The sequence below is a fragment of the Evansella clarkii genome (genome assembly GCF_002019695.1).
Classification (GTDB): Bacteria; Bacillota; Bacilli; order Bacillales; family Salisediminibacteriaceae; genus Evansella; species Evansella clarkii.
The window spans coordinates 4,056,360-4,081,351 of record NZ_KV917376.1 but is presented as its reverse complement, the minus strand read 5'-3'; the positions used below and the strand labels follow the sequence as shown (position 1 = coordinate 4,081,351).

Genomic DNA, 24,992 nt, shown 5'->3' with positions numbered 1-24,992 from the left:
AAGAATAAGCGGAAAAATAAAGAATAGGAGGAACTTTTATGGCTCAATTAGTGAATCAGTTTGGAAATGATAACATCAGACCAACTTCCAAAAATGATAGGACAATGGGATTTTTCTCAACATTCGCCTTATGGCTGGCGGCTAACGTAGTTATCACGTCTGTTTTAACAGGAATGTTCTTCGTCCCTGACCTCCCCTGGTCAACTGCAATATGGGTAATAATTATAGGCTCTGCGATTGGAGCTATCCCACTCGCACTTACGGGAAGAATCGGGACAAGAACAGGTCTCTCTACAATGGTGATGACAAGGGCTGCATTTGGACAGCGGGGAGCAATTCTCCCTTCAATCGTTAACACAGTAGTTTTAATAGGGTGGAGCTGGATACAGGCATACCTTGCAGGGCTCAGTTTAAACTATGCAGTAAGCTTTGCGACTGGCTACAGCAATATACCTCTGTTTGTTATACTGACTCAGTTTTTAGTGGTTGGCATTACGATTTATGGCCACAGAAAAGTAGAAGGTCTTGAAAAGATAGTATCAATAGGAATGCTCCTTTTATCCACTGTAGTGTTCTTTCAATTATTTACCAGATATGAAATCGGTTCGCTCATCACAATACAGGTTGCACAGAATCCGGAAATCTCTGCAATCATTGCGTTTGACATCGTTGTAGCTACAGCGTTTTCCTGGATGTCCTCTGTTTGTGATTTCAACAGATATGCCAAATCAGAGACAAAGGCGATGGCAGGAACTTATTTAGGATATATTTTAGCATCCCTTATAGCAATGGGGCTTGGTGCTACAGTCAGCGGGTTTAGTATACTTGCAGGTATGGAACAGACGTATGATCCTACACTGCTGCTTGCTCAGTATGGTTTTGGATTTGTTGCTGCAGTGGTTGTTTTCCTGTCAGTTGTGTCCACAAACGTAATGGCATTGTACAGTGCGTCCATGTCATTTATGAACGTATTCTCAAAGGTATCCTTCTGGAAACCAGTAGCAGCTATCGGAGTAATTACAATCCTTGGTGCTCTTTTGCAGGAAGCATTAATGGCAAGCTTCTTCGACTTTATTCTTTTAATTGCAACTTTGTTTATCCCGATTTTCGCCATTGTCCTTGTGGATTTCTTTATAATTAAAAAAGGGAATTACGATGCTGACGATATTGTAGAAGATACAAAGGGACTTTACCGTTATCAGAATGGAATAAATATTTCTGCATATATCGCTTATGTACTTGGTGCCGCTTTTGCATACGTGTTTACTTATGTAGCACCATTGAGTATCGGGTCATCTATCCTTACTTTCTTTGTTTCTGGTATCATCTACTGGGCAGCAATGAAATTATCTAATCAAATACCCGAGCAGCCTGACCTTACTAAAAAGGAAGTTTCCTAATGGTTTCGTATATTGCAGGGGTACAGGATAAGTTTTATAACGGAGAAGTGGACAGGAACCTTAAAAAAATTCGCAGCATTGTGAGTAAAACTAAGGAGTTACAGCCTGAAGCAGAATTGATTTTATTTCCTGAGCTGGCTGCAACCGGGTATTTTCTGTCTGAGGAGCTCTATGATGTAGCAGAAAATCAAGGTGGAAGAATTGAAGGAGAAATGTCTCAGCTTGCCAGGGAATTCGGTGTGATCCTTGCCTACGGATACGTGGAACAGGGAGAAGACGACAAGATATACAATTCATTAAAAGTAATAAATGAAGCAGGGAAAACTATTGGTAATTATCGGAAGATTCACTTAACACCATTGGAAAAGGGTTATTTTACTCCGGGTAATGAAGTAGTTTTAATTGAAAGCAGCATGGGAAAGCTTGGCTTAATGATATGCTGGGATTTAGCTTTTCCAGAATTGGCAAGAGAGCTTGCGTGTAAAGGTGCGCATGTAGTTCTCGCGCCAAGTGCATGGGAACAGCCGTATAATAAACCTTACAACCGTTTCGGAATGGCTAGGGCGATTGATAATACACTCTTTTTAGTGACAGTAAATCATGTCGGAAAGTCTGGAGAACTGGAGTTTTTCGGGGAATCAGGTATTTATGGCCCTGATGGAGAAAGAATCGCCGGGGCTGATAATGATGAACAAATTATTTTTGCGCTGCTGGACCAGGAAATCCGGAAAGAGTGGAGAAAAGATTTTTTCTCCATGCTTGATGAGAGAAGAGTGGATGTGTACAAGATATAAGTTTTGGGGAGGGGCTAAGATTTGAGAGTTAAGAAGATTGTCGATTTATCAATGGATATCACAAATTCCACTCCTGTATATCCAGGCGATCCCAAACCAGATATCCGGCCGGCAGCTACGATTGAGCAGGACGGGTATAATGTGAGCCAAGTGAATATAGGCTCTCACACAGGAACACATGTGGATGCACCGGTACATATAAATAAAAGCGGGCTGACGATTGATGAATCGGGACTTGCGCCATTTCTGGGGCGTGGAATTATTATTAACGTTACTGGTAAAGAACCAGGTGTGTCGATTACTTTAGAGGATATCACACCTTATCTGAGGCGAATGGATAGTGGAGTTATTGTGTTATTTTACACGGGCTGGTCTGTTTTCGTCGGTGAAGAACGGTATTATAAACATCCTTATTTAAGTATTGAAGCAGTGGAAGCTATGCTTACAAAAGGAGTTCGCACCTTCTTAATTGATGCTCTGAACATAGACCCGCCAGACGGTTCCAGTTTCGCTGCACACGAGGCGATCACTGAAGTTAACGGGATTATCGGCGAGAATCTGACTAATCTGGAAGCGGTGGACTTTTCCGACCCGTTTATAATTGCCCTCCCGTTAAAACTAAAAGGGCTTGATGGGTCTCCTGTCAGGGCTGTGGCTGTTGAATTGATATAATAGGGAGACACCAGGCAGAATGTCTGCCTGGTGTTTCTTTGTGCATACATAATGAAGCAAGAGGATATCTTTATTCAGGAAAAAATTCAGGCTGGTATTCTTATTTATAAATGGATAAATATTTTTCCAATTCTGCAAACGTTCTGTATAATAAAAAACGAGGAGGGTGAGAAAATGTACGAATTTAAACAGACAGAATTTACAAAGCTGGAAACAGAAGCGCTGCTTTTCGGTATTTTTATGGAAAAAGAAGGCGCATTTCAGGCGATAGACGAGGCCTTTGACGGACAGTTAAAAGAGCTTTATGAATCGAGGGATTTATCTCATGAGTCCGGGCGGGTAATGAAGCTACATACATTTGGAAAAACAGGGGCGAAGCGTATTTTTTTTGTAGGCCTTGGCAAGCGGGAAGAGCTTACAAAGAATTCACTTCGAAAAGCTTTCGGGAAAGCTTTTAAACAGCTTGCGAAAGAACATATCGAAAAGGCGGCTGTGGCGGTCGACAGCCTGACTGATTTGCCGCTCACAGATCTCGAGGCTTTTGAAGCGATTGGTGAAGCACATTCACTTGCGCCGTTTACTTTAAACACATATCATACGAAAAAATCAAGACCAGCAATTGAGCTTACGAAGTTAGTTATTGCTTCAGCAAACCGGGAGCGGGAAGAGGCAGTTCTAAAAGGACTGGAAACAGGTTTTGCTCTCGGAGAAGGAGCAAACGTTGCCCGGCGCCTTGTAAATACTCCTGGAAATCTGCTTACTGCAACAGACCTTGCGGAATTCGCTCAGGAAGTGGCGGAAAAGCACGGTTTTGAAATTGATATTCTCGATAAGGAAGAGATTGAATCTCTTGGTATGGGGGCACTCCTTGCAGTGAACCAGGGATCAGACGAACCACCTAAGCTGATTGTTATGCGTTACCAGGGAAGAGATTCGTGGGAAAATCCACTTGCGCTTGTAGGAAAAGGAATTACCTTTGATACTGGCGGTTATTCTCTGAAAGGGAAGGATAACATCGTTGGAATGAAGATGGACATGGGCGGTGCTGCCGCAACGATCGGAGCTATGGACGCTATCGGAGCTCTTAAACCGGCAGCCAATGTTATGGCTGTCATTCCGGCCACTGACAATATGATCAGCGGGAATGCTTATAAACCTGACGATGTTATTGTTTCTATGAGCGGGAAAACGATTGAAGTTCGTAATACTGACGCGGAAGGCCGTCTTGCACTGGCTGACGCGGTGACTTACGCAAAATCAAAAGGAGCGGCGAAAATTATCGATATTGCCACTCTGACAGGCGGGGTAGTGGTAGCATTAGGAAACCATGTGACCGGAGCTATGACAAATGACCAGGAATGGCTCGCTTCTGTTCAGCAGGCTGCAGACGAAACAGGTGAGATGATCTGGCAGCTGCCTTATTTTGACCACTATAAAAAAGAGGTGCGAACAAGCCACATAGCTGACCTGAACAACAGTCCGGGACGAGGCGGCCACGCGATTTTAGCAGGTGCGTTTGTCGGTGACTTTGCGGAAGATACACCTTGGGTACATCTTGATATCGCAGGGACCGCAATGGCTTCCACGGAGCATGATTTGGGGCCAAAAGGGCCGACGGGTGTAATGGCACGGACTTTAGTGAAGGTAGTAATGAATGAAGCTGTAAAATAGGGATAATGAAGAGCACACCTTGCTTGGCGAGGTGTGCTTTTTGTATGTTTGGGCATTATTTTTAATTTATCTTTCATCCCCTCAGGACAAAAGCATATATTGTTAACAAAAAAAGTAATAGAATTGTCGCTGGCAGGCAACAATGTAGTATTAATAAATTAAATTTTTGAAGTCGGGTGGCCTGTTTGAGGAATTAGGTCATGAATTTTGGAGAATTGGCGGATTGGATGGTAATCAGGCGTTTTCAATTCTCAAAAATGGTTGTTTCATTCTCGAAAAGGCAGGTTCTATTCTCGAAATCAGGAGTCTAATTCTCGAAGTGAACGCCCATTCTCGAAGACGGCAGTTTCATTCTCGAAAAGGCAGGTTCTATTCTCGAAATCAGGAGTCTAATTCTCGAAGTGAACGCCCATTCTCGAAGATGGTTGTTTCATTCTCGAAAAGGCAGGTTCTATTCTCGAAATCAGGAGTCTAATTCTCGAAGTGAACGCCCATTCTCGAAGACGGCAGTTTCATTCTCGAAAAGGCAGGTTCTATTCTCGAAATCAAGGGTCCAATTCTCGAAAAGGCAACTTTCATTCTAGAAATCCGTTACTCAATTCTCGAAGTGAAGTCAAATCTTTGTAAAAGTATAATTCGTAAGCTGGTTTACTATTAAACAGGGGATGGATGAACGATGATCAAAAATGTAATTGGATGGTTTCAAGGTCTTGGAAGTACTGAAACAGTAAATGCTGCCCCGTTTCTTATGCTTTTCAATCAACGATTTATGACTGCACACACTTCATTTGCTTCATGGGGAGAATTTAGGAATATGGGGGGAAGCTGGCTGGCTGAACAGCAAGACGAAATCCTTTTCCTTACGGAGGAATGGAATATGTATGTACAGGAGAATACCAGTTTTTCTTCCTGGGAAGCCATGCTCCACAAGGCCGAAGAACAATATATACTGGAAAAACCGTTTGGTCCATATCAAATGATGTAGGGTTATTCTGAATGTACGCGTATGAGGGTGATTCCCACTACTTTTGCCCAACTTCAAAGGTTATATGCCCAACTCCAAGGGCTAATCGCACAACTTCGAGGATGAATTGCACAATTTAAAGTAATTATTAATAATTTCCATAAAAGAATACAGATCTTATATTAATTTATCACCTATCATATAGAAAAACCGACAAGGGCCAGACCCATGTCGGTATTTTTATTATTCTTTATTTTACTTGTTGAATAACACTGTAGAGTCTTTTTGGCAGGCTGCCTTCCTCAAGTTCGCTTATCTGCTGGATTTCATAGCCTTCTGACAGATCTTCAATGATTTTTTTATCAAAGAAATGAATGATAAATCCGTTCACTTCGTAAACATTTCCGCCTTTATGTGTTCCGGCGCCGTACATTGGATCGTTCAGATTCCTGGCTGTATATATATTACTTCCGCCGGACATTAAAACTCTTCTGATTTCCTGATTTATTCCTCGTAACTCTTTTTCCGTAAATGCCATGCAATAAAGCATATGAGAGAAACATCCTTCGAAACTTCCGCTTTCAAAGGGAAGAGGTTTCCTCACATCATGCTGAACAACCTTTACAGAGTTCGCAACTCCTGCTTCGGCAGCTTTCCTCCGTATAATTTCAACACCTTTTTCTGTATACTCCACTACATGCAACTGAAAACCTTCTTTCGCAAAAAACAGTGTGTCTCTTCCGGAACCGCCACCAAGTTCAAGAATGTTCACTATCCCTCTTTTTTTAAACTCATCAGCGGCTTGTTTTGCTGCAACACTAGGAGCTTCATCAACGGCAAGGCCGCCTTCAGCGGAAAATGTGTCCCAGTAGTTTTCCCAGTGCGGATGCTGCAAGTCAAAATCCTTCTTAACTTCACTCATTCAATCATCCCGCCCTTCACTGGCATTGTTACGATTATCTTAACATATGAAATTAGTCGGAAACTGTAAGACTCCTCTGTAAAAATATAAAGATTTTTCAGATAATTAATGATATATTAAAAATATTATCAAAAATTGCCAATATATTTTAAGGGAGGGGGGATAGATTGAGCGAAGTAATGGAGATTGCAAATGGAGGAGTTATCTGGCTTTTTGCAGGAATGATTATTAGTATCGTAGTTTTTCAGGGACTGCTTTTTATCAGGCTTGCGTCTAAATCAAGTTCTGCCGTGGGCATGACAAAGGGTGAGGTTCAGAGCGCTCTCCGCACTGGGGCAATCAGCGCCATTGGACCGTCACTGGCGATCATGGTTATCGCTATATCACTGATCACATTTCTTGGAGACCCGCTCACGTTGATGAGAATCGGGATAATTGGTTCAGCTCCGATTGAAGCGCTGGGGGCGAGTATTGGTGCTGATGCTTATGGAGCTCAGCTTGGCGCAGCAGGCTATACTGCTGAAGCTCTCACTACAGTAGTCTGGACACTCTGCCTCGGTGGTGCCGGCGGCTTATTCGTTGTAGCGGTTTTCACTAAATCGTTCGGCAAACTGGAGAAAAAAGCCTCAAGCAAAAGCAAGGATGGAAAAGGAGTAATTCTGATTACTACAGCTGCTCTGATTGGCGCATTCAGCTTCTTTGCAGGGGGTGAAGCGGTGAAAGGGTACATACATCTGTTTGTCGCTGTCGGAGCGGGCGTTTCTATGATTTGTATGCAGAAACTGGCGGATAAAAGAAATCTTGTCTGGCTGAAGGAATGGTCACTCGGCCTGGCTATATTGGCAGGTTTGTTCACCGGTTATTTGTTTACTTAAAAGGAGGCAAGGCTTATGGCTTTAAATGATACTTCGCTTTCGGGAAAAAATAAAGCCGCTCCAGGGGCAGAAGGCCTGACTGACTATTACAGCCGGATTCATTTCTGGGGAAGAGTAACCATCTGGAGTGTTATTATTCTGTCTCTTCTGCTTCCAGTATATCTATCCTTTGTACTGGGATATCATCCTGGCTGGGGCCCGATCATTGCTGCGTATCTTGCTTTCGCTGCCCTTATGGGACTGGCCTGGGCGATGGAGCCGGTATTATATTATCCAACACTGGGGGTTTCCGGCACGTACCTGGCTTTTCTAACTGGTAATATTTCAAATATGTGTCTTCCTTCCGCTGCAGCTGCGCAAAATTCTATTGGTGCTGAGCCTGGTACAAAAAAAGGGGAAATTGCAGCAACTTTAGGTATTGGTGCAGCATCAATTATGAATGTTGCCATATTAATTCCTATTATTTTTGGCGGATCTTACCTGCTTTCTGTTTTGCCGCCAGGAGCGCAGGACATGCTGCAATACATTTTGCCTGCCATTTTCGGTGGTATTCTTGGCCAGTTTGCTATTAAAAAGCCGGTTTATGCTGTAGTTGGAATAACTGTCGCTTTGGCAGTAATCATGCAGCCAGTGGGAGCTTGGAATAATATTTTCGTTTCAATTCTTCTTACAGTAATCGTTTGTATGTTAATTGAGCGCCGAAAAAAGCAGTGATGTAAAGACGAGCTGCCATTTTTAGCAGGATATTAGAGAAAGAATTTCAAGGGGGAAAAATTATGGGTCCATCCATACATAAAAAACCAGATCAAATTCTGCAGAAATTAATACAGTTTAATACGACAAACCCGCCCGGGCATGAGCGGGCCTGTATAGAATATATCCAGAGCCTGCTCACTGAGTATGGCATTGAATCCCGGCTCGTTTCGCTTGATGAAAACCGGCCGAATTTAATAGCACGATTAAAGGGAGAGGGGGATGCGCCGCCTCTAATGCTTTATGGCCATGTCGATGTTGTAACTACAGAGAATCAGGACTGGTCTCATGATCCTTTTTCAGGTGATATTATTGATGGTTATATATGGGGACGAGGCGCGCTGGATATGAAAAGCGGCGTAGCGATGATGATTGCTGCTTTTCTGCAGGCGAAAGCGGAAAAAACGCCACTGCCGGGAGACCTGCTTCTCGTTATTTTAAGTGACGAAGAAAACGGAGGAGATTACGGGGCGAAATATTTAACAGAGGAGCATCCCCACCTGTTTGAAGGGGTGAAGTATGCACTTGGTGAATTCGGCGGTTTCTCTATGGAGCTTGCGAATAAACGATTTTATCCAATAATGGTGGCAGAAAAACAGTCAAGCTGGGTGAAGCTTACAATCAGAGGCCCAGGGGGTCACGGATCCATGCCGGTTAAGGATGGAGCGATGGCTAAGCTGGGGCAGGTTCTGGAAAAACTGAATCAGCCTCTTCCTGTTCATATTACACCGGAAGCGAGAGAGATGATAAAAGCGATCACAAAGGAGCTTTCCTTGCCGAAGAAGCTCGTACTCAGACAGCTTCTGAATCCGAAAAAAACAGAGAAAGTCCTGAAAATGTTAGGAGACAAAGGCAAAATGTTCGGAAGCCTCCTGCATCATACTGCGTCTCCCACAGTTTTGAGGGCAAGTGATAAAATCAATGTTATTCCAAGCGAAATTACTTTGGAGGTAGACGGCAGGATTCTACCAGGTTATACGGAAGAGGATTTTGCGGAAGAACTCAGAGAGCTGATTGATGACGATTCTGTGGAAATAGAATTTATCCGTTCAGATATTGTTGAAACCGAAACAGATAAAACTCACTTTAATACTCTTGCACAGATACTTAAAGAAAATGATAAGAAAGCAAAGCCTATACCGTATGTGCTTCCAGGAGTGACGGACGGTCGGTTTTTCTCAAATCTTGGCATCCAGACATACGGTTTTACGCCAATGAATCTGCCGCCTGATTTTAATTTTACCGCAAGCGTGCATGCCGCAGACGAACGGATACCCGTTGAGTGTTTATATTTTGGAACTGAAGCAATCTTTAAAGCCGTCCAGCGGATAAAGTAAGAGGGGATATAGTGTACGAATAACTAGTGAGAGGGAGCTGTATGCAGCTCCCTCTGTTCTATGAAAGCAATTAATAGAAGATAACGAATCAGCCCCGAAAATTAGGGTCGAATGCTTGTCGAAATACATCCAAAAAATAATTTTAATGTAAAAATATTCATATTTTATATCCTCATTTTTCCTTTTTTGCATGCTATAATAAGAAAAAAAGAGACAGAGCATGGTATTAAAGGAGATTTGAGGGGGAATGCTGAATGGAACGTCAAAGAACAGAAACGAAAGTTGTTGACGATGAGAAGGCGCTGGAAGCATTTCTTTATGTACAGATTCTTCTCGTAATTTTGCCAGTGATTGGAAGGATTGCCAGCTGAGCAGCAAAGGGAATCGCAGAAAATGAATAACAAATACCAGCAGCCATATGGTTAATCTGGTAGTGCTCAGCAATACTTATAATAGTATTGTTTTTTTCTTTTTTAGGCAAAAAAAAGAGCGAACCTGGTTCACTATATACTCAGATACCAGGACCGCGTCCATAATGATTCATGTCTGTTAATTCGATGATATACTCATAGTTAGCAATATACATTTTAAGTCTTTCTATTTCGGCAGTTGTCAAACCCGGGTTTTCCAGTTCATCAATCAGTTCCTGCTTCATTTCCTCCAGTCTTTGTTTTGATTTGTTGTATTCCATTTTAATCATCCTTTCAAATGTATAAGTGTTCGTGAAAAGGGTGACTGTAAACGTTTTCTTAATTAAATTATACTCAAAAAACAAAGCGGATTTTTATCACACTTGTTACTGTTTTGTGAAAGTTTCTTAATTATCTAATAACTCAACGTGATGTGGACAATATTGAAATGAAATTTCTATACAATTGAGTTAACTATAATATTATTATGTAAACAAAATTTAATGAAAGAATTCATACAGAGGAGGCGGTATTATGGCAGGATATAATTATGCAGGTTTCTTTGTGAGGCTGTTTGCTCTTTTTGTGGATTGTCTAATTATACTGTATCCTTTTAATATGCTCAGCCGGCTGATTTTTGGCTTAGGAGGATATGAGAATACTACAGACTGGCAGATTATTCCGCTGGCAGTTATCTGGTCGCTTTACGTTATTATCATGCCAGTAACAAAGCTTCAGGGTACACTGGGAAAAGCTTTGTTCCGAATAAAAATAATAAACAAGGATGGCAGCAAAATTTCTTTCATGAGATCTGCGGTCAGGTATTTTTCCCAGTTCCTTTCACTGATATTATTCATAGGGTATATTATGGTGGCATTCTCAGACAGAAAAACAGGCTTTCACGATAAACTGGCGAAAACCTATGTAGTATATAAAAATAAGCAGGAAATGGAACCTAAGGAGTATAAACGGGAATATTAAGAGCTTCGGCAAGGTATGTTAATGCCCGCAGGAGGCCTAGTGATAACCAGATTGAAAATGGAGGAGAACAAATGAAACAGATTTTGGATATATATTTTTTTATATCTGTTGGGGCAATTGGTTTGTTAGCGCTGATTTTCTTTTTAAAAGGTTCTCCTCTTGCAATGTTCCACTACATATTGCCGTTTTTATCTATCATTCTTTTATCAAGAGGCATCACCTGCCTTGTTTATAAAGCGAAAATAATTACCGGGACGGTGCTGGTTGTCTTTGCTTTTCTTCCTTTATATGGATTTTTTACCGGGTTAAATTTATAAGAGTCAGCTGCTCTTTTTTTATTGAAACTATTTTTTGCCCGATTCGTAAGTAATTAACAGAAGAGAAAGTGACGGGAAACTGACAGCTGATGAAGGGAGATATTAATTAATGGGCAGGAAGAAGAAGGACGACAGAGGCCATACGGCTGCTGCCTTATTTGAAGTGTTTTTGGAAGTGCTGGTCTATCTTCCGCGGCTGATCGGCCGTTTTATAAAGAATATATCCTGAGAGCTGCCTGGTGTACCATGAAGTTTGATTATTTGAAGCGCAGGAATCCATTATGTTAATTTGTTAATACAAACTTCAGGCCATTTTAGGAAGAACCTGAAAAAAGTGTGGAAAGGGCTTGATATAATGGACTCTTTTAAAGCTTTAGTATTAGACAAAGTAAATGATCAGACAAACCTGGAAATAAAGCAGCTTTCACTGGACGACCTTCCTGAAGGGGAAGTGACTATCAAGGTCGAATATTCCAGCGTGAATTTTAAAGATGGGATCGTAGCGGTTCAGGGCCAGCTGGTGGAAACGACACCGTTAGTACCTGGCATTGACCTTGCCGGAACAGTGTTGGATTCTAAAAGTGAAAAATATAAAACTGGCGACGAAGTCATAGTGACAAGCTATCGGTTAGGCACAGGCCATTCCGGAGGATTCAGCGAAGTTGCCCGGGTACCTGCCGATTGGGTAGTTCCTTTGCCGGAAGGGCTTACGCTGAAAGAAGCGATGATTCTTGGCACTGCAGGATTTACGGCGGCACTTTCTGTGGAAAGGCTTGAAGGCAACGGGCTGACACCGAAAGACGGTCCTGTTTTAGTGGCAGGAGCGACAGGCGGAGTGGGCAGCATCGCAGTCAACATCCTGGCTAATAAAGGCTACGAAGTAACAGCAAGCACCGGAAAAATACAGGAAGAACAATACCTTAAGAGTATTGGTGCCAAGCATGTAATTAACCGTAATGACATAGTTGACCCGGAAGAGGCACCTCTAAATGAAGAGAAATGGGCAGGGGCAGTGGACCCGGTTGGGGGAAAAACACTCCAGTATATCTTAAAGACACTCAAGTATGGGGGTTCTGTTGCTACATCCGGGCTAACTGGAGGGATTAAAGTTTCCACAACGGTTGTGCCATTCATCTCCAGAGGCGTCAACCTGCTCGGAATAGACTCAGTAGTCTGTCCAATGGATAAGCGCCTGCAAGTGTGGGACCGCCTTGGAAGTGATTTAAAACCAGCGGAACTAACTGGTGAAATAGTGAATGAAATCTCATTGGAGGAGCTTCCGGAAGTATTAAGAGAGATTATTCAGGGACAAGTCCGGGGAAGAACGATAGTGAAACTTTAAGTAACAGCGAAAAATAGTGAAACAACAAGCGCATCTTTGATAAAAGAGGATGCGCATTTTAAAATTATGTCGCATTCAGCAGTTAAAATTTATAAGCTAAAGAACGTATTTAATGTTAAAATCATAGAAGACAACCATGTTAACGGAAATAAAGCCTATGAGGGAAAATCAGGAGAGTGGGAACGATGTTTTTTCGACTTATTAGTGAAGTGGCAGGCTGGATAAAAGCAATTATGCTGGCATTTATATTTGCGGTGCTTATTAGTGTTTTTATCATACAGCCGTATGCTGTAATCGGCAGTTCGATGGAACCTTCCCTCGAAGGGGCTGACCTCGCGGACGGACAAGGCGGGGACCGTGTTATTGTTTTTAAAGCGCCGTACTTATTAGGCAATGTGCCGGAATATGGGGAGATGGTCGTTGTAGACAGCCGTGTACATATGGAAAGAACCTGGAAAGATACATTGCTTGAAAGTCCTGCCTTTGCATATCTTACTAACAGTGACACAATAGAAACACATGCGTGGATTAAACGGATTGTCGGGCTTCCAGGCGACAAAATTGAAGTAAGCGGCGGAGCAGTTTACCGTAACGGGGAATTAGTAGAAGAAGCATATATAAAAGAAGAAATTTACCGGGATTTCCATCCTGTAGTGGTCCCTGATGATTCGGTTTTTGTCATGGGAGATAACAGAAATGCCAGCATGGACAGCCGGAGTGTCGGGCCGATACCAATTGATAATATAATCGGAAAAGTTGTTCTCAGGTATTACCCGTTTGACAGGTTTGACTTTTTTCAAGAAGAGTGACGAACGGTTCCGGAAAAATACTAGGTAAGTGAGACGAAAAAGCTGCTGAGGCAGCTTTTTTTGTTTACATACATGAATGAATTTCATATATATAGACTTTGAAAAAAAACGAACATTACTTTTCGATTGCAGTGTAAGACGGCGACTGTCTCTTCCTCTTCCAGCTTAGCTCCGAAGAATATCCGTCGAGACAACTCGATGCATTTGCGGCGAAGATGATGCTCGTTCCTACGGGAAAAGCATGAGAAGCTGAAAATCCATTTTTGACGGCGTTCATTTGTCAAAATTAGTTGAAGCCGTGCCCGCAGAACGCGTCCGTCTGTAGCGTAAATCGAAAAACAATGTAACATTTTAAGATAATGTTTGTATTAATGATGAAAATCTTGAATTATGAAATTGATTCACATAATTGGCAGATTTAACGATAAAGAAGGAAAATTTTTCCTTAATGCAGAATAGTAATGAATAATAATATTAGGTATCAAATCAGCGGATGATTAATTAATCCATTCTCTCTGCTTAACGATAGAAGGCCATAACAGGAGGTACAAATGAAGCTGCCAGAATGCCGTGTGTGCGCTCACCAGTTTCGGTGGGAAAAGGTTTTAGTCAGCTGTTGGTTTGGCAGGGGGATAGAGTGTCAAGTGTGCGGAACTAATCATAAAAAAAACAAACAAGAACAGTTTTTGGATGATAATTATCCTTTAATAACGTATCAGCTATTTTTCTATAATTTTATAGAAAGTCGCCTGTCCTATCCAGACTCTGATCTGAATACTATTATTTATCTTTCAACAGGCATGGCTTACTATTCAATCATATCATTCATGTTTCCTTATTTTACAGAATATAAAGCAATTGAAACAGACAATTAAATATTGTGCACTGGGGGATGTGGGATGGCAGTCTTGAATTTACTTATCATGACTTGCATTTTTGTTGTGTCGCTGTGCTTTGTTTTTGCGAAAGATACAGAAGACGAGCGAAAAGAATTGGATAATGAATCAATTACGAAGATTTACAGATATCTTTACTTTATTGCAGCAAATTCCTTCTTTGCGGCAGTATTATTTGATCGATTTGGCTGGCTGATTTTTGTTACGTTATTTTCTTATATAGGTTTATTGATTTGCAGGAAAAAGCAGGAAAGTAAGAAGCCAGTGGTAATAAAGTTTTCACTTATTGCGTTATTTTTTATAGTCGCTCTTGTGCCCAGTTATCAGGATTCTTTTGAAAATCATGTGAGCAGAAAAGAGATCTATAAATGTTTTACATATGAATGCGTCAAAATATCAACCTATGTTAACGCGGAAAATGTGGTGGAAACAACTGCTGAATTACTGCCCATAACGAGAAGTATTTATGAATGGCGGCTTTTTTACGCTAGAGGATACCTTGAACTGGAGAACAGCGAGGGAAATAAGGAGGAATTTAAAGGCATTAACATTGCCGGGTTCTGGATTGAATACTAAAAAATAATCAGGCAAACTTTCCATTTTTCCCGGAGTCTGCCTGTAACTATCATAAAGATGTATTTGTATATGCAAGGTAACCGATCACTGCTATGAGAAGGGGAAGTGTTGTACCAATAAGGCTGCAAACGATTCCGGAGACAGCAAGCTTTCTACCGTCTTCATTAAGACGCTTTATTTCTTTCCAGCCTGAGATTCCGAGAAGTAAACCGGCGATACCCAGCGGCAAACCAAGGGGCGCAAAAATAAGACAGACAATCGAAAGGATACCAAGAAGCAGAGAAGTAACCGCTTTCGTATTGAGTTTTGATTCTTCTATATGTATGCTGCTCATGTTCTCCTCCTGTAAAGTTAATCTACTAATACAGTAACATAGATTTCCACATTCATGAAGATGCGTTGACTGAGGGACAACAGGAAAGCAAGCAGTAAAACATATAAAAATGATGAAACTTAAAGTGGGATGAGGTGATCTGAAGAGTAAACCAATTGAGAAGAAAGAGAGAAGATTCACCCAGGTCAAAATAAGGGAGGAGCAGGGATGCCTGTGAAAAAGCGTATAGAGGAAAGAAATAACTGGTTTACGCTTTTACTGGAGTTATTGCTGCAAGTATTGTTATTTGTCCCAAGATTGATTGTCCGGCTGTTTAATTTTATAACATAATTTCTAGTATGGAGAGTAAATAACATACATCGTTCGAGTGGAGTGCTTCCCAAGGGGCTATGAGGGTTTGGAGCTGAGACGATACAGGAAATGAAAAAGCAGAGATAGGCCTTTTACCGGTCTCTCTGCTTATTTTAGTCACTTAACTTTTCGTAAATTGCAGTAGTAATTATTAAGTAGGTCCTGCCAACTTTATTTTACAGTGTAACAAATATAGGAACATACAAAAGTAAAGGTAATAGAAGGATCATACCGGGTACCATCAATTCTTCTTTATTCAAGTTATTCTTTTTTTTTAACACGAACATCATGGTTATAAAAAATACAGGATAGAACACGGCAGTAATTATAATAACCGCTAAAACAATGTCCCTGGCTGAATTAACAAAATTATTGAGAATTGGAATTGTGAGCCATTGGCCTGAACAAAAAATTATTAACGAATACCAAAACCACTTCGGTAACTTCCTAACCATATACCAGCCTCCTTATCATGAAATTGAAAAAGTAAGCAGGTATAACTATATTATACGCATTTGGCCTCCTATCATATATTACATAGTTTTTTTCAGTAATTAACAAACTTCGAACACCCCCGAAACTGCCAGCAGGATGCTGTTATCCCTTTCCTCCAGTCGTTATCTCTTTTTGATATGGAAGCTGATTAATATATTAATTAATTTTCAGTGTACATTTTATTTTCCTGTATTAGAACTCGTAAAATTAAAGCCCCTTTTAGGCGAGCGAATATTTTGATGCAGAGCACCTTTTGGCATTTGTTCAGCGGTTATATATACACTTATCATTTTCTTTGTACTTGGATCATGTAGGTTATTTTCTTTTATTCAAAATGCATTTTTGTTTGATAAAACTAAAATATGATATTATTAAATTAACAAAATTTTCCGTATAGTTTTAGAAAAGGGTTGTGAGAGATTATGAAAAGCAATCTATTATACCTGGTATTTACTATTGCAGTTTTTCTTTTACTGCATAGTATTTTTCAATATCTATGGTTGTTGTTTGCAATCGAAATTACAGAAGTTACTCAGTTGATCAGTTTAATGATTATTGTTCTGTTACTTTTGCCTTTGTCCCTGGTTTCCGCCAAAAAACTGACAGAACATTTTCTGCCGAAAAGTAATGTATAAGGGGGGGACAGAGATATGAACAAGAGCAAAGTGCGAAAAGTAATCAAGCAACATAAAACCAACTATCCGGACCCAATAAGCCTTCACCAAGGACAGACTGTACATACAGGGAAGCTATATGAGGGTGAGGAAGACTGGGATAACTGGATCTATTGTTTTACTGAAGACAAAAGCTCGGAAGGCTGGGTGCCTGCCCAGATTATCAGCAGTAAAAGTGGGACTGGTCGGGGTGTGATATTAGAGGATTATTGTGCAAACGAACTAACAGTTGAAAAAGGTGAAGAGCTTATCGTTTATAAGGAGCTTAATGGGTGGTATTGGACTAAACGCCTGTTAACTGGAGAAGAGGGATGGGTGCCAAAATCACATCTGGAAGAAAGACAGGGGTGATTTATTGAATCTTTCTAGTATACATACTCATAGTTTTGAATTAGAGATGTAAGGAGCAGTTAGTGAAATATATTGATCTATTATTTTTGCTATTAAAAGGGCAGTCAGGCACCTGATGTTGAAGTCTTATTAAATTCAGGAGGATTAATAGCTTGGATAAAAAACAATTGATCAGTTTTGGGGCAGTAGTTGTTGTTATTCTTTTTATTTCCGTGATGTTCAGGGAGCCGGCCCAGAGTGAGCTTGCCGAAAATGATGAAGCAGAAGATCCTGTACCAGAATTCAGCCCTATTGATTATATCAATTTGGAAGGTGAAAACCGGGAACTGAAGAGGGAATTAGAAGTAAGGGAAAATGAATTTTTCGATATGAATTTTGCCCTTATGGAAGTGATTATAGACGGAGGTTTAGTGGACCAGCTGGAATATTTTGAGTTCGATGAATTACTATTTACAAAGGTTACTGATGAAGAATACATATTGTTTTTTCAGTGGAGCACTGAATATTATCTATTGTTGGCTGATAAAGAGACAAAGAGTTATCACAGATTGTATTTTAGTTTTCTGGATACTGACGAGGCTTTCAACTGGACAGGGGGCAACGAAACATACTACGGATTTGTAAATGACCCGGAAATTGAATCAGTTCAAGTTATTCAGAACGGGGAAGTATATGAAGGGAAATTCATTACTGTTAATGACGACATGAGAATTTGGTTTAGCGTTATTGACTTTGAGCGGAAGTCAATAAATGACGAGCCGGACGAAATGGAAGTTAAAGCACTCGATAAGGACGGGAACATCCTTTGGCACGAGGAGTTTGACGGACCTTTGGGAGGGTGAATGAGTTGTGTTTTCTTGTGGCGGTTAATTATTTTTTTAACCTGGCACCAGCGTACCTGGAACGAAAGTGCCAGGTTGAATAAGCGAGTAAACGGGAGGATAAGCGAGAAAAAAAGGCGCGGCCACGTGTCCTCGCTCAACCTGGCACCAGCGTACCTGGAACCGAGGTGCCAGGTTGAATGAGTGAGTAAACGGGAGGATAAGCGAGAAAAAAGGAGCGCCATAACGTGTGTCTGCTCAACCTGGCACCGATGTACCTGGAACCAAGGTGCCAGGATGAATGAGTGAGTAAACGGGAGGATAAGCGAGCAAAAAGGAGCGCCACAACGAGCCCCGGCTCAACCTGGCACCGATGTACCTGGAACCAAGGTGCCAGGTTGAATGAGCGAGGAAACTGGAGGATAAGCGAGCAAAAAGGAGCGTCGCGACGTGTCCCGGCCCAACCTGGCACCGATGTACCTGGAACCAAAGTGCCAGAACGAATGAGTGAGAAAATGGGAGAATACCTAAGAAATAAGAAGTTTCGCATCTCCTTCCAAAATATACTTTAATTAAGAAACGAGGTGATTAAGTTGCAAGGCATACTTTACGGGATATATGGAGCTATTATTGCTTTTATAGCTTTTTTCACTGGTGAAATAGTTACTTTTCTTATGCTTGGGATCATTTTAATGACTCTTCACAATATACACTCCACATTGAAAGAACTGTTGAAAGTAAACAAAGAAATACTGGCGAAAAACAGGCAGCCATAAGTCTCGCCAATGTATAGGTTAATTTCTTGATTATTTCATATTCTGCAGAAACTGCGAGGTAGAGGGCCAATGGTTACAGAACTGAATGCTGATGAGTTCTATAAGTGTAAACACTTTCTTCAGGATAGTCGTCTGCTGGAAGTAAGTGCTGTAATTGAAAGGATCAATCCGGGACGCATTTTTGTCGACGATCCGGATAATCCTGCCAGTGCGTTAATTTGGCTTGGAAATAATGACGGATTTATTTTTACCGGAGATGAAACAAATGAAAGGTTTATCAATAGCATCAATGGTTTTATAGATAAAGAGCTGGCGCCAGAAGCAAAAAGAGCAGGTTTAAAGTGGTTTGAGGGGGCAGGCAGCCATACTGGATGGGATAAAGTGCTCGAAAAAATTTGTGAAGGCAGGAAATGGAGCTCATGGAGTCAGCGGGTTTATAAACTGGCGGAACAAAATTATGTTTGCACGGAACCCCTAATTGAACATAACTATGAAGTTATCAAAATAAATAAGGCTCTGCTGGACAGGGTAAATTTGATTAATAACACAGAATTTCTAGATGAAAAAATACTTGGCTTCTGGTCTTCCTATGATAAGTTCTTTGAATATGGCATTGGCTACTGCATTAAATTTAACAATGAAATTGTTACTATATGTATGTCTGATTTTGTGGCGGGAAACATCCATACAATTGGTATAGAAACTTTGAAAGAACACGAGGGCAAGAAATTAGCACAAAAGGCTGTACACAAAGTTGTAAAAGAATGTTTCAGCAAGGGATTTACACCATAGTGGGACTGCATGGAATCAAATAAGCCTTCCATTGCAGTTGCAGAAGCCATTGGATTTCAAATAATTATTACTTACACCGGTTATGAATTCCCATTTAATTAGGGGCAGAGTAATTATTTTTTTTAATATTCCTCTTGAACCTCCAGTTACGTGAGGTCTTATACTTAATTTAGATAATATACAAGGAGGAATGAAGATGAGCAGGCAAAATAAATACTCTATAGGGGAATTCTCAAAAAAAACCGGTGTTTCTATCCGAACTTTACATTACTATGATGAACTTGGATTGCTGCAGCCGGAGAAAAATGAGGAATCCGGGCACCGCATTTATTATGAGAAGGATATTTTTTCTTTGCATAAAATTGTGAGCCTGAAGTTTTTAGGCTACAGCCTCGATAAGATTAAAGATTTACTGGACGAAGCAAGTATTTCAGCGGATTTAAACAAAACCCTGGCCCTCCACCTCGAAGGATTGGAAAAAGAAAAAGAACATATAGAACATTCCATGTCAGCTATTAAGAGAGTTATGAATTTGCTTGAGAAAGAGGGAGAAGTAGACAGTGCGGTACTGTTCAGCCTGATTAGAAATACGCAGGTGGAAACAGACCAGAAAGAATGGATGGAGGAACATTTTCTTACTGGGGTTGCAGAGGAGTTGTCAAAGAAATCAGATGAAGATAAATTCACCCTTGATGAAACGTTAGTCCAGCTTTCTAAAGATGTTAAGCAATTATATGGTAGACCAGTTGAAGATATGGAAGTACAGGCAGCGGTAAAAAGATACATTGAAGCAAGTTTCGCATTTCTTGGTGAAGAATTAATAGAGAAGCTCGCTGATACTGAGATGGAGGAGGCAGAAATTCAGGAACTTGAAAAAATGGCGCCATCTCCATTTACAGAGGAAGAGCAGCAGTGGCTTAACCGGGCAATGGAATATTATGCACAGCAAGCAGAGATGGAGCATAGTTAGCCGACAGAATTAACATGGAGAGTAATTATAAAGTAATGCGGAGGCTTTCTTTGCTTGCAGCACTTGTGTTTTTTGTCATATTGGTTACCTCGTTATTTGAAACAAACAAAAAGGTCCAATACCATGAAATCTCCTATAACAGCTGTTCTTTTGCTTCGTGCAGAAGGACAGCTGTTTTTCTTGGAGAGAAAGTTGCTGGTCAAAGTAAAAAGTTTTTAAAACAGTGACAAACCGGTTTACAAACTATTCCAAGTGGATATTAGAGGTAAGAACAGACAGAGTTTAATAGTTTTACTAAATGTAATCCAAAACTAAACGCTCTGCCGAATTAACAATCAGGAAGCTGACTTAGGAATAAGTCACTTAGCATCCAAGAGGGGGTATTTGATGGATCTAATTGAAAAGGCGGTTAAATCATTATCACAAAGACATCCTCTATTTCAATCAGAGGAAGACTTGAAAACGGCATTGGCAGATGAACTGCAGCACTTTGGTTTTTCCTGTGAAATAGATAAAATGCATGACGGAAATAAAACTGATGTCTGGGCAGAACACAGTGAGGAAGGTTCTGTTTATGGTATTCTGCTCCACAACAAAACGGCAAAACTGGAGGCAACCTCCCAGGGCCGTGATTACGATCTGAATTCAGATGATGGCCATGCCCTGGGAAGATATGACTTTGTTAAAGACATAGCCGATTTAGAAAAGCTGGCCGGAGAAGGAGGTGAACTAAAAGGAGCTGTTATTATGGTTACAAATGACCAGCTCTACTGGCAGCCGCCTGCAAAACTGGACTCGGTGGACAAGGATTTTCTTCTTTTTAATGGAAGAAAAATGTTTGGCAAACTAAAATGGGGTAAAAATGCTTCTGAAAATAAAGTGCCGAAAACCGAGATAAAGCTGAGGGGCTCTTATCAGCTTAACTGGAAGTATTACTATAAAGTAAAGAATGATAAAAATGGCGAGTTCAAATACCTTTATGTGAGAGTATAAAAAACACTTCCAGGCTAAACCCTGCAAGTGTTCTTAAATTAACTTTATTTTTGTTTTGGTATCAAGTAATGAAAACCGAGATAAGCTTTAGCAAGAATATAAGATATAACTGCCAGAGTCACGATGGAAGTGAACATATGGAGAGATGAACTCCAGTTGGCAAGGTCCATATAATGGGCAAGCATACCGATTACACCATTTAAGATGACTAAAACCATAACAATCATTGCCGGGATAACAAGCATTTGGGCCTTTAATGCGTAGAATAAGAACCAGAACGCGTAAACCACTACTACAACTGCCATAATGGTATGGAACATATAAATAGTATCCGCGATCAATGGCGATTCAAATAACAGTTTATCCGGTTCCTGGCCAAAACTGATCTTACTTGCACGGCTGTGCTTAAAGAATGCACCGAGAATAATCTCAAAAAAGAGCAACAGGAATACAATTAAACTTGGTGTGGAAATAATTTTTAATTTTCTTCGTTCCTCAATATGCTGCGGCTCCAGTTCGTTAATCGGATAACGCTTTAGCGCTACAGCGAGAAAAACTAAGCTCACCAGTAACAGAAGGCTGTTGTTTACATCAAGAGTTGTAAATCCTGGCGGGGAACTCAGTACTACGTTCACTCCTCCAGTTGCTGCCTGTAAAAGAAGAAAGAAACTCGTTAGCGGAGCAAGTATTTTAACTGATTTTTCACCAGGGTATCTCCTTCTCCATGCAAGAATACTATTAATCAGGATAAAAAATCCTAAGAACATTGTAAAAACACGATGGGAATATTCAATAGCCACATTAATAGTGAAATCAGGGATCCACTGGCCGTTACACTGTGGGTAAGTAGTGCCGCATGCATCACCTGAATTAGTTGCCACAACTAAATTTCCGAGCATAAGTGCAAGGATTGTTATAAATGTTGTTAAAAAAGCAAAACGATGTCTCATATATTGTTTCCTCCTGTAAAGTGACATAGGTGGCATGTAAGTATCAACTTATCTATCATACTAAATTTCCTGCCTGATTTGTTAGTTAACCGGACAATGTTAAAAATTAGTCACAAAATACGTTTTTTTGTCGTTGACAAAGATTGGAATTGGTCATGGTGAATTATTCTCCTGGCCACCATACATATTTGCAGCAGGTAAACGTCTTATTCTAGTGCTCACTTCATACCTATGTTATAATAACGTCTGGCTAAAAAAATAACAAATCCGGTGCTCCATCCGGGAGAGGTTCTAGCTCATACCCTCTATAAAAAACTAAGGAACGATATTAAACCATATCCTTAGGGATGTGGTTTTTTTAGTTGTTTGGGGCTGAAAAAATGAGTGGCAGCCTTGAAACGGATAGTTAATGAATTAAATTGGGGTTTTCGCGTGAAAGTTAGTATTCAATGACCGGGAATGGATGGTCATTGAAAGAAATAAACGTGTTAATCAACGAAAACGGCATGCCAATCAACGATCGTGGCTCCAATCAACGAAATCAGCTTGTCAATCAACGAACGTGGATAGACAATCGTCGAAAGTGAATAGATCAGAAAATCTGCTGGTTAAGCCATGTGAAAAATATATAAACAGGTGGGATATAGAATGCTAAAGAATGAAAAAGCTATCGTTGTTTTCAGCGGTGGCCAGGACAGTACTACATGCTTGTTCTGGGCGCTTGAAAACTTTAAAGAAGTTGAGACAGTAACTTTTAACTACAATCAGCGGCACAGTCTGGAGATAGAAGTGGCAAAAAAAATTGCAGATGAGCTGAATGTGAAAAACACCGTTCTCGATATGTCACTCCTTAACCAGCTCGCGCCGAGCGCGCTGACAAGAGACGATATAGAAATAGAAGAAAAGGACGGGGAGCCGCCATCCACTTTTGTGGAAGGAAGAAATCTCCTGTTTTTATCCTTTGCCGCTATTTACGGCAAACTGGCGGGAGCCCGTCATATTATCACAGGTGTTTGTGAGACGGATTTCAGCGGGTACCCTGACTGCCGAGACGCTTTTGTGAAATCACTGAATGTAACGCTTAATTTATCGATGGACCACCAGTTTGTTTTACACACACCGCTCATGTGGCTCGATAAAGCGGACACATGGAAACTTGCCGATGAGCTTGGGGCGCTGGATTTTGTCCGCAATAAGACACTTACATGCTATAACGGGATCATTGCCGACGGATGCGGAGAATGCCCGGCCTGCGTTTTAAGAAAAAGAGGGCTTGACGCTTATTTGCAGGAGAAAAATGATCGAGTAGAGAAAGGGTGAAGTTCTTATGTACGGCTTTCGAATTGTCGACAAACTGGAAAAAATTGATGAAGACATTCAGCGGGATCAGCTGAAATATCATTCGAAACGGGTGCTTGTAAGTAAGGAATTTACTTTTGATGCAGCACACCATCTTCATTGCTATGAAGGTAAATGTAAAAACCTCCATGGCCATACGTATAAAGTTATTTTTGGAATCAGCGGTTTTGTGGATGAAACAGGCTTAATGATAGATTTCGGGGATATAAAAGAAATCTGGAAAAAGGAAATCGAGGTCCAGCTCGATCATCGTTATCTTAACGAAACATTGCCGCCGATGAATACGACCGCGGAGAATATGGTAGTCTGGATTTTTGAAAAAATGGCAGAGGCTGTTGCCGAAAGAGAATCACTCAGCAGGGAACAAGGAGCACGGGTAGAGTTTGTCCGGCTGTACGAAACGCCGACGAGCTATGCAGAAGCAAGACGGGAGTGGATGGAAGCTTGACTACAATACCAGTCTTAGAAATTTTTGGTCCAACCATTCAGGGGGAAGGAATGGTCATCGGCAAAAAAACGATGTTCATCCGCACTGCCGGCTGTGACTATTCCTGTTCCTGGTGTGATTCCGCTTTTACATGGGACGGCTCCGCAAAGGACGACATTGTACAGATGAGTCCGGAAGAAATTTGGGAAAAACTTAAGGAGATTGGCGGTAACCGTTTTTCTCATGTTACGGTTTCAGGCGGTAATCCAGCACTTCTGAAAAACCTGGCTGGGGTTATTGCATTATTAAAGAAGAATAATATTGAAGTCGCACTGGAAACACAGGGAAGCCGGTGGCAGGACTGGTTTCTGGAGATTGATGATCTGACCATTTCTCCAAAGCCTCCTAGCTCTGGCATGAATACAGACTATAATAAGCTCGATGAAATTATTCAGCGGTTAAATGAAAACAGCCGGCTTCCCCATACAAGTCTGAAAGTGGTTATTTTTAATGATGGGGATTTAGCATATGCCAAAAATATAGCTGAAAAATATCCGGAGTTGCCCCTGTATCTCCAAACAGGGAATGACGATACAGCCAGTGAGGATACAACTGACCTTGCTGCAGTGCTCCTGGAAAAATACGCAGCGCTGATCGATAAAGTCGCTGCTGAGCCGGAATTGAACGATGTCCGTGTTCTGCCGCAGCTCCACACTTTAGTATGGGGAAATAAGCGGGGCGTCTGATTTGAGGGCTGCTGGAATTTAGATGCCTTAACAGCAGGAGCAGGAAAAGACAAAAGCATTGGAAAATCCCAATGCTTTTTTGTTACGTCTTCACCGGTCTGAGTATAGCTTCTCAAGCTCCTTCCGAAATTCAGGATGTATAGTAATTTGCGGCCGGATCTCTTTCACCATGTCTTCAGCCTGTGTTACAGTTTCAGCGAATCCAAGTTCGAGCAGTACTCCTATTGCCACACT

Annotated in this window: 29 protein-coding genes, 1 pseudogene and 1 riboswitch; of the genes and pseudogenes, 24 read left to right on the top strand and 6 right to left on the bottom strand. The window is 41.0% G+C overall.

All coding sequences use genetic code 11. The annotated features are described in order from the left end of the window. The first annotated feature begins 38 nt into the window (after nucleotides 1-38). The 5 genes from BK582_RS19210 to BK582_RS19190 all read left to right on the top strand — a co-directional run bounded on the left by BK582_RS19210 (nucleotide 39) and on the right by BK582_RS19190 (nucleotide 5,522). Nucleotides 39-1,400, top strand: coding sequence for a purine-cytosine permease family protein (locus tag BK582_RS19210; protein ID WP_078596588.1), 1,362 nt, complete (start codon nucleotides 39-41; stop codon nucleotides 1,398-1,400). Further along, nucleotides 1,400-2,194: a carbon-nitrogen hydrolase family protein gene (locus tag BK582_RS19205; protein ID WP_078596587.1), complete on the top strand. Its 795-nt coding sequence runs from the start codon at nucleotides 1,400-1,402 to the stop codon at nucleotides 2,192-2,194. The genes BK582_RS19210 and BK582_RS19205 overlap by 1 nt, the downstream gene beginning before the upstream one ends. 21 nt (nucleotides 2,195-2,215) lie before the next feature. Beyond that, nucleotides 2,216-2,866 (top strand): cyclase family protein, encoded by a 651-nt coding sequence (locus tag BK582_RS19200; RefSeq protein ID WP_078596586.1) that lies wholly within the window; start codon nucleotides 2,216-2,218, stop codon nucleotides 2,864-2,866. A 174-nt stretch (nucleotides 2,867-3,040) separates the two neighbouring features. Then, complete coding sequence (locus BK582_RS19195) at nucleotides 3,041-4,537, top strand: leucyl aminopeptidase (protein ID WP_078598140.1); 1,497 nt, start codon at nucleotides 3,041-3,043, stop codon at nucleotides 4,535-4,537. A 676-nt stretch (nucleotides 4,538-5,213) separates the two neighbouring features. Next, nucleotides 5,214-5,522, top strand: a complete 309-nt coding sequence (locus tag BK582_RS19190; protein ID WP_078596585.1) for a hypothetical protein — start codon at nucleotides 5,214-5,216, stop codon at nucleotides 5,520-5,522. Nucleotides 5,523-5,751: 229 nt separating this feature from the next. Here the strand turns inward: BK582_RS19190 and BK582_RS19185 are convergent, their stop codons facing one another. Continuing rightward, nucleotides 5,752-6,423, bottom strand: coding sequence for a class I SAM-dependent methyltransferase (locus BK582_RS19185; protein WP_078596584.1), 672 nt, complete (start codon nucleotides 6,421-6,423; stop codon nucleotides 5,752-5,754). A 167-nt stretch (nucleotides 6,424-6,590) separates the two neighbouring features. Here BK582_RS19185 and BK582_RS19180 point away from each other — a divergent pair, with 167 nt between their 5' ends. The 3 genes from BK582_RS19180 to BK582_RS19170 all read left to right on the top strand — a co-directional run bounded on the left by BK582_RS19180 (nucleotide 6,591) and on the right by BK582_RS19170 (nucleotide 9,388). Further along, the gene (locus BK582_RS19180; protein WP_078596583.1) at nucleotides 6,591-7,298 is read left to right on the top strand and encodes a DUF5058 family protein; all 708 of its coding nucleotides are present in this window, start codon (nucleotides 6,591-6,593) and stop codon (nucleotides 7,296-7,298) included. Between the two features lie 15 nt (nucleotides 7,299-7,313). Beyond that, nucleotides 7,314-8,012, top strand: coding sequence for a small-conductance mechanosensitive channel (locus BK582_RS19175; protein WP_078596582.1), 699 nt, complete (start codon nucleotides 7,314-7,316; stop codon nucleotides 8,010-8,012). A gap of 62 nt (nucleotides 8,013-8,074) precedes the next feature. After that, entirely contained in the window at nucleotides 8,075-9,388 is a 1,314-nt protein-coding gene (locus BK582_RS19170) for a M20/M25/M40 family metallo-hydrolase (protein WP_078596581.1), read from the top strand. A 511-nt stretch (nucleotides 9,389-9,899) separates the two neighbouring features. On the opposite strand, the gene BK582_RS19165 is transcribed toward BK582_RS19170, so the two are convergent. After that, nucleotides 9,900-10,079: a DUF3896 family protein gene (locus tag BK582_RS19165; protein WP_078596580.1), complete on the bottom strand. Its 180-nt coding sequence runs from the start codon at nucleotides 10,077-10,079 to the stop codon at nucleotides 9,900-9,902. Between the two features lie 253 nt (nucleotides 10,080-10,332). On the opposite strand from BK582_RS19165, the gene BK582_RS19160 reads away from it, so the two are divergent. The 6 genes from BK582_RS19160 (at nucleotide 10,333) to BK582_RS19135 (ending at nucleotide 14,719) form a co-directional block, all read left to right on the top strand. Then, nucleotides 10,333-10,779, top strand: coding sequence for an RDD family protein (locus BK582_RS19160; RefSeq protein WP_078596579.1), 447 nt, complete (start codon nucleotides 10,333-10,335; stop codon nucleotides 10,777-10,779). A gap of 71 nt (nucleotides 10,780-10,850) precedes the next feature. Continuing rightward, nucleotides 10,851-11,096, top strand: a complete 246-nt coding sequence (locus BK582_RS19155; protein ID WP_078596578.1) for a hypothetical protein — start codon at nucleotides 10,851-10,853, stop codon at nucleotides 11,094-11,096. Nucleotides 11,097-11,451: 355 nt separating this feature from the next. Further along, nucleotides 11,452-12,438: an acrylyl-CoA reductase family protein gene (locus tag BK582_RS19150; protein ID WP_078598138.1), complete on the top strand. Its 987-nt coding sequence runs from the start codon at nucleotides 11,452-11,454 to the stop codon at nucleotides 12,436-12,438. A 185-nt stretch (nucleotides 12,439-12,623) separates the two neighbouring features. Continuing rightward, entirely contained in the window at nucleotides 12,624-13,247 is a 624-nt protein-coding gene (gene lepB / locus BK582_RS19145) for a signal peptidase I (RefSeq protein WP_078596577.1), read from the top strand. Between the two features lie 551 nt (nucleotides 13,248-13,798). Beyond that, the gene (locus BK582_RS19140) at nucleotides 13,799-14,122 is read left to right on the top strand and encodes a TIGR04104 family putative zinc finger protein (RefSeq protein WP_078596576.1); all 324 of its coding nucleotides are present in this window, start codon (nucleotides 13,799-13,801) and stop codon (nucleotides 14,120-14,122) included. Nucleotides 14,123-14,146: 24 nt separating this feature from the next. Next, on the top strand, nucleotides 14,147-14,719 hold the full coding sequence (locus BK582_RS19135; RefSeq protein ID WP_078596575.1) for a hypothetical protein: 573 nt from the start codon (nucleotides 14,147-14,149) through the stop codon (nucleotides 14,717-14,719). Nucleotides 14,720-14,768: 49 nt separating this feature from the next. On the opposite strand, the gene BK582_RS19130 is transcribed toward BK582_RS19135, so the two are convergent. Continuing rightward, on the bottom strand, nucleotides 14,769-15,053 hold the full coding sequence (locus tag BK582_RS19130; RefSeq protein WP_078596574.1) for a DUF4190 domain-containing protein: 285 nt from the start codon (nucleotides 15,051-15,053) through the stop codon (nucleotides 14,769-14,771). Between the two features lie 207 nt (nucleotides 15,054-15,260). Here BK582_RS19130 and BK582_RS28140 point away from each other — a divergent pair, with 207 nt between their 5' ends. Then, nucleotides 15,261-15,383 (top strand): hypothetical protein, encoded by a 123-nt coding sequence (locus tag BK582_RS28140; protein WP_269148964.1) that lies wholly within the window; start codon nucleotides 15,261-15,263, stop codon nucleotides 15,381-15,383. A gap of 197 nt (nucleotides 15,384-15,580) precedes the next feature. Here the strand turns inward: BK582_RS28140 and BK582_RS19125 are convergent, their stop codons facing one another. After that, complete coding sequence (locus BK582_RS19125) at nucleotides 15,581-15,859, bottom strand: hypothetical protein (RefSeq protein ID WP_078596573.1); 279 nt, start codon at nucleotides 15,857-15,859, stop codon at nucleotides 15,581-15,583. 690 nt (nucleotides 15,860-16,549) lie between these two features. Between BK582_RS19125 and BK582_RS19115 the strand changes: the two genes are divergently transcribed. The 6 genes and pseudogenes from BK582_RS19115 to BK582_RS19085 all read left to right on the top strand — a co-directional run bounded on the left by BK582_RS19115 (nucleotide 16,550) and on the right by BK582_RS19085 (nucleotide 21,276). Further along, nucleotides 16,550-16,924, top strand: coding sequence for an SH3 domain-containing protein (locus tag BK582_RS19115; protein WP_078596571.1), 375 nt, complete (start codon nucleotides 16,550-16,552; stop codon nucleotides 16,922-16,924). 152 nt (nucleotides 16,925-17,076) lie between these two features. Beyond that, nucleotides 17,077-17,766, top strand: a complete 690-nt coding sequence (locus BK582_RS19110) for a hypothetical protein (protein WP_078596570.1) — start codon at nucleotides 17,077-17,079, stop codon at nucleotides 17,764-17,766. A gap of 572 nt (nucleotides 17,767-18,338) precedes the next feature. Further along, nucleotides 18,339-18,521 carry a hypothetical protein gene (locus BK582_RS19100; protein ID WP_078596568.1) on the top strand — a complete coding sequence of 61 codons (183 nt, stop codon included), beginning with the start codon at nucleotides 18,339-18,341 and terminating at the stop codon, nucleotides 18,519-18,521. Nucleotides 18,522-18,590: 69 nt separating this feature from the next. Next, nucleotides 18,591-19,415: pseudogene (locus tag BK582_RS19095) on the top strand (GNAT family N-acetyltransferase). 94 nt (nucleotides 19,416-19,509) lie between these two features. Then, entirely contained in the window at nucleotides 19,510-20,283 is a 774-nt protein-coding gene (locus tag BK582_RS19090) for a MerR family transcriptional regulator (protein ID WP_078596567.1), read from the top strand. 387 nt (nucleotides 20,284-20,670) lie between these two features. Then, a complete protein-coding gene (locus tag BK582_RS19085; protein WP_078596566.1) occupies nucleotides 20,671-21,276 on the top strand; it encodes a hypothetical protein in 606 nt (201 codons plus the stop codon). Between the two features lie 44 nt (nucleotides 21,277-21,320). Here the strand turns inward: BK582_RS19085 and BK582_RS19080 are convergent, their stop codons facing one another. Further along, on the bottom strand, nucleotides 21,321-22,226 hold the full coding sequence (locus BK582_RS19080; RefSeq protein WP_169911140.1) for a COX15/CtaA family protein: 906 nt from the start codon (nucleotides 22,224-22,226) through the stop codon (nucleotides 21,321-21,323). 279 nt (nucleotides 22,227-22,505) lie between these two features. After that, nucleotides 22,506-22,551: riboswitch (PreQ1 riboswitch) on the top strand. A 311-nt stretch (nucleotides 22,552-22,862) separates the two neighbouring features. On the opposite strand from BK582_RS19080, the gene queC reads away from it, so the two are divergent. Genes queC through queE form a run of 3 tightly spaced genes read left to right on the top strand, consistent with a single transcriptional unit; the run spans nucleotide 22,863 to nucleotide 24,758 of the window. Further along, nucleotides 22,863-23,546: a 7-cyano-7-deazaguanine synthase QueC gene (gene queC / locus BK582_RS19075; protein WP_276328217.1), complete on the top strand. Its 684-nt coding sequence runs from the start codon at nucleotides 22,863-22,865 to the stop codon at nucleotides 23,544-23,546. Nucleotides 23,547-23,553: 7 nt separating this feature from the next. Then, a complete protein-coding gene (gene queD, locus BK582_RS19070) occupies nucleotides 23,554-24,033 on the top strand; it encodes a 6-carboxytetrahydropterin synthase QueD (protein WP_078596563.1) in 480 nt (159 codons plus the stop codon). Continuing rightward, the gene (gene queE / locus BK582_RS19065; RefSeq protein ID WP_078596562.1) at nucleotides 24,030-24,758 is read left to right on the top strand and encodes a 7-carboxy-7-deazaguanine synthase QueE; all 729 of its coding nucleotides are present in this window, start codon (nucleotides 24,030-24,032) and stop codon (nucleotides 24,756-24,758) included. Before queD ends, queE begins: the two co-directional genes overlap by 4 nt. 90 nt (nucleotides 24,759-24,848) lie before the next feature. Here the strand turns inward: queE and BK582_RS27220 are convergent, their stop codons facing one another. Then, nucleotides 24,849-24,989: a protein-tyrosine phosphatase family protein gene (locus BK582_RS27220; protein WP_167553200.1), complete on the bottom strand. Its 141-nt coding sequence runs from the start codon at nucleotides 24,987-24,989 to the stop codon at nucleotides 24,849-24,851. Nucleotides 24,990-24,992: the final 3 nt, after the last annotated feature.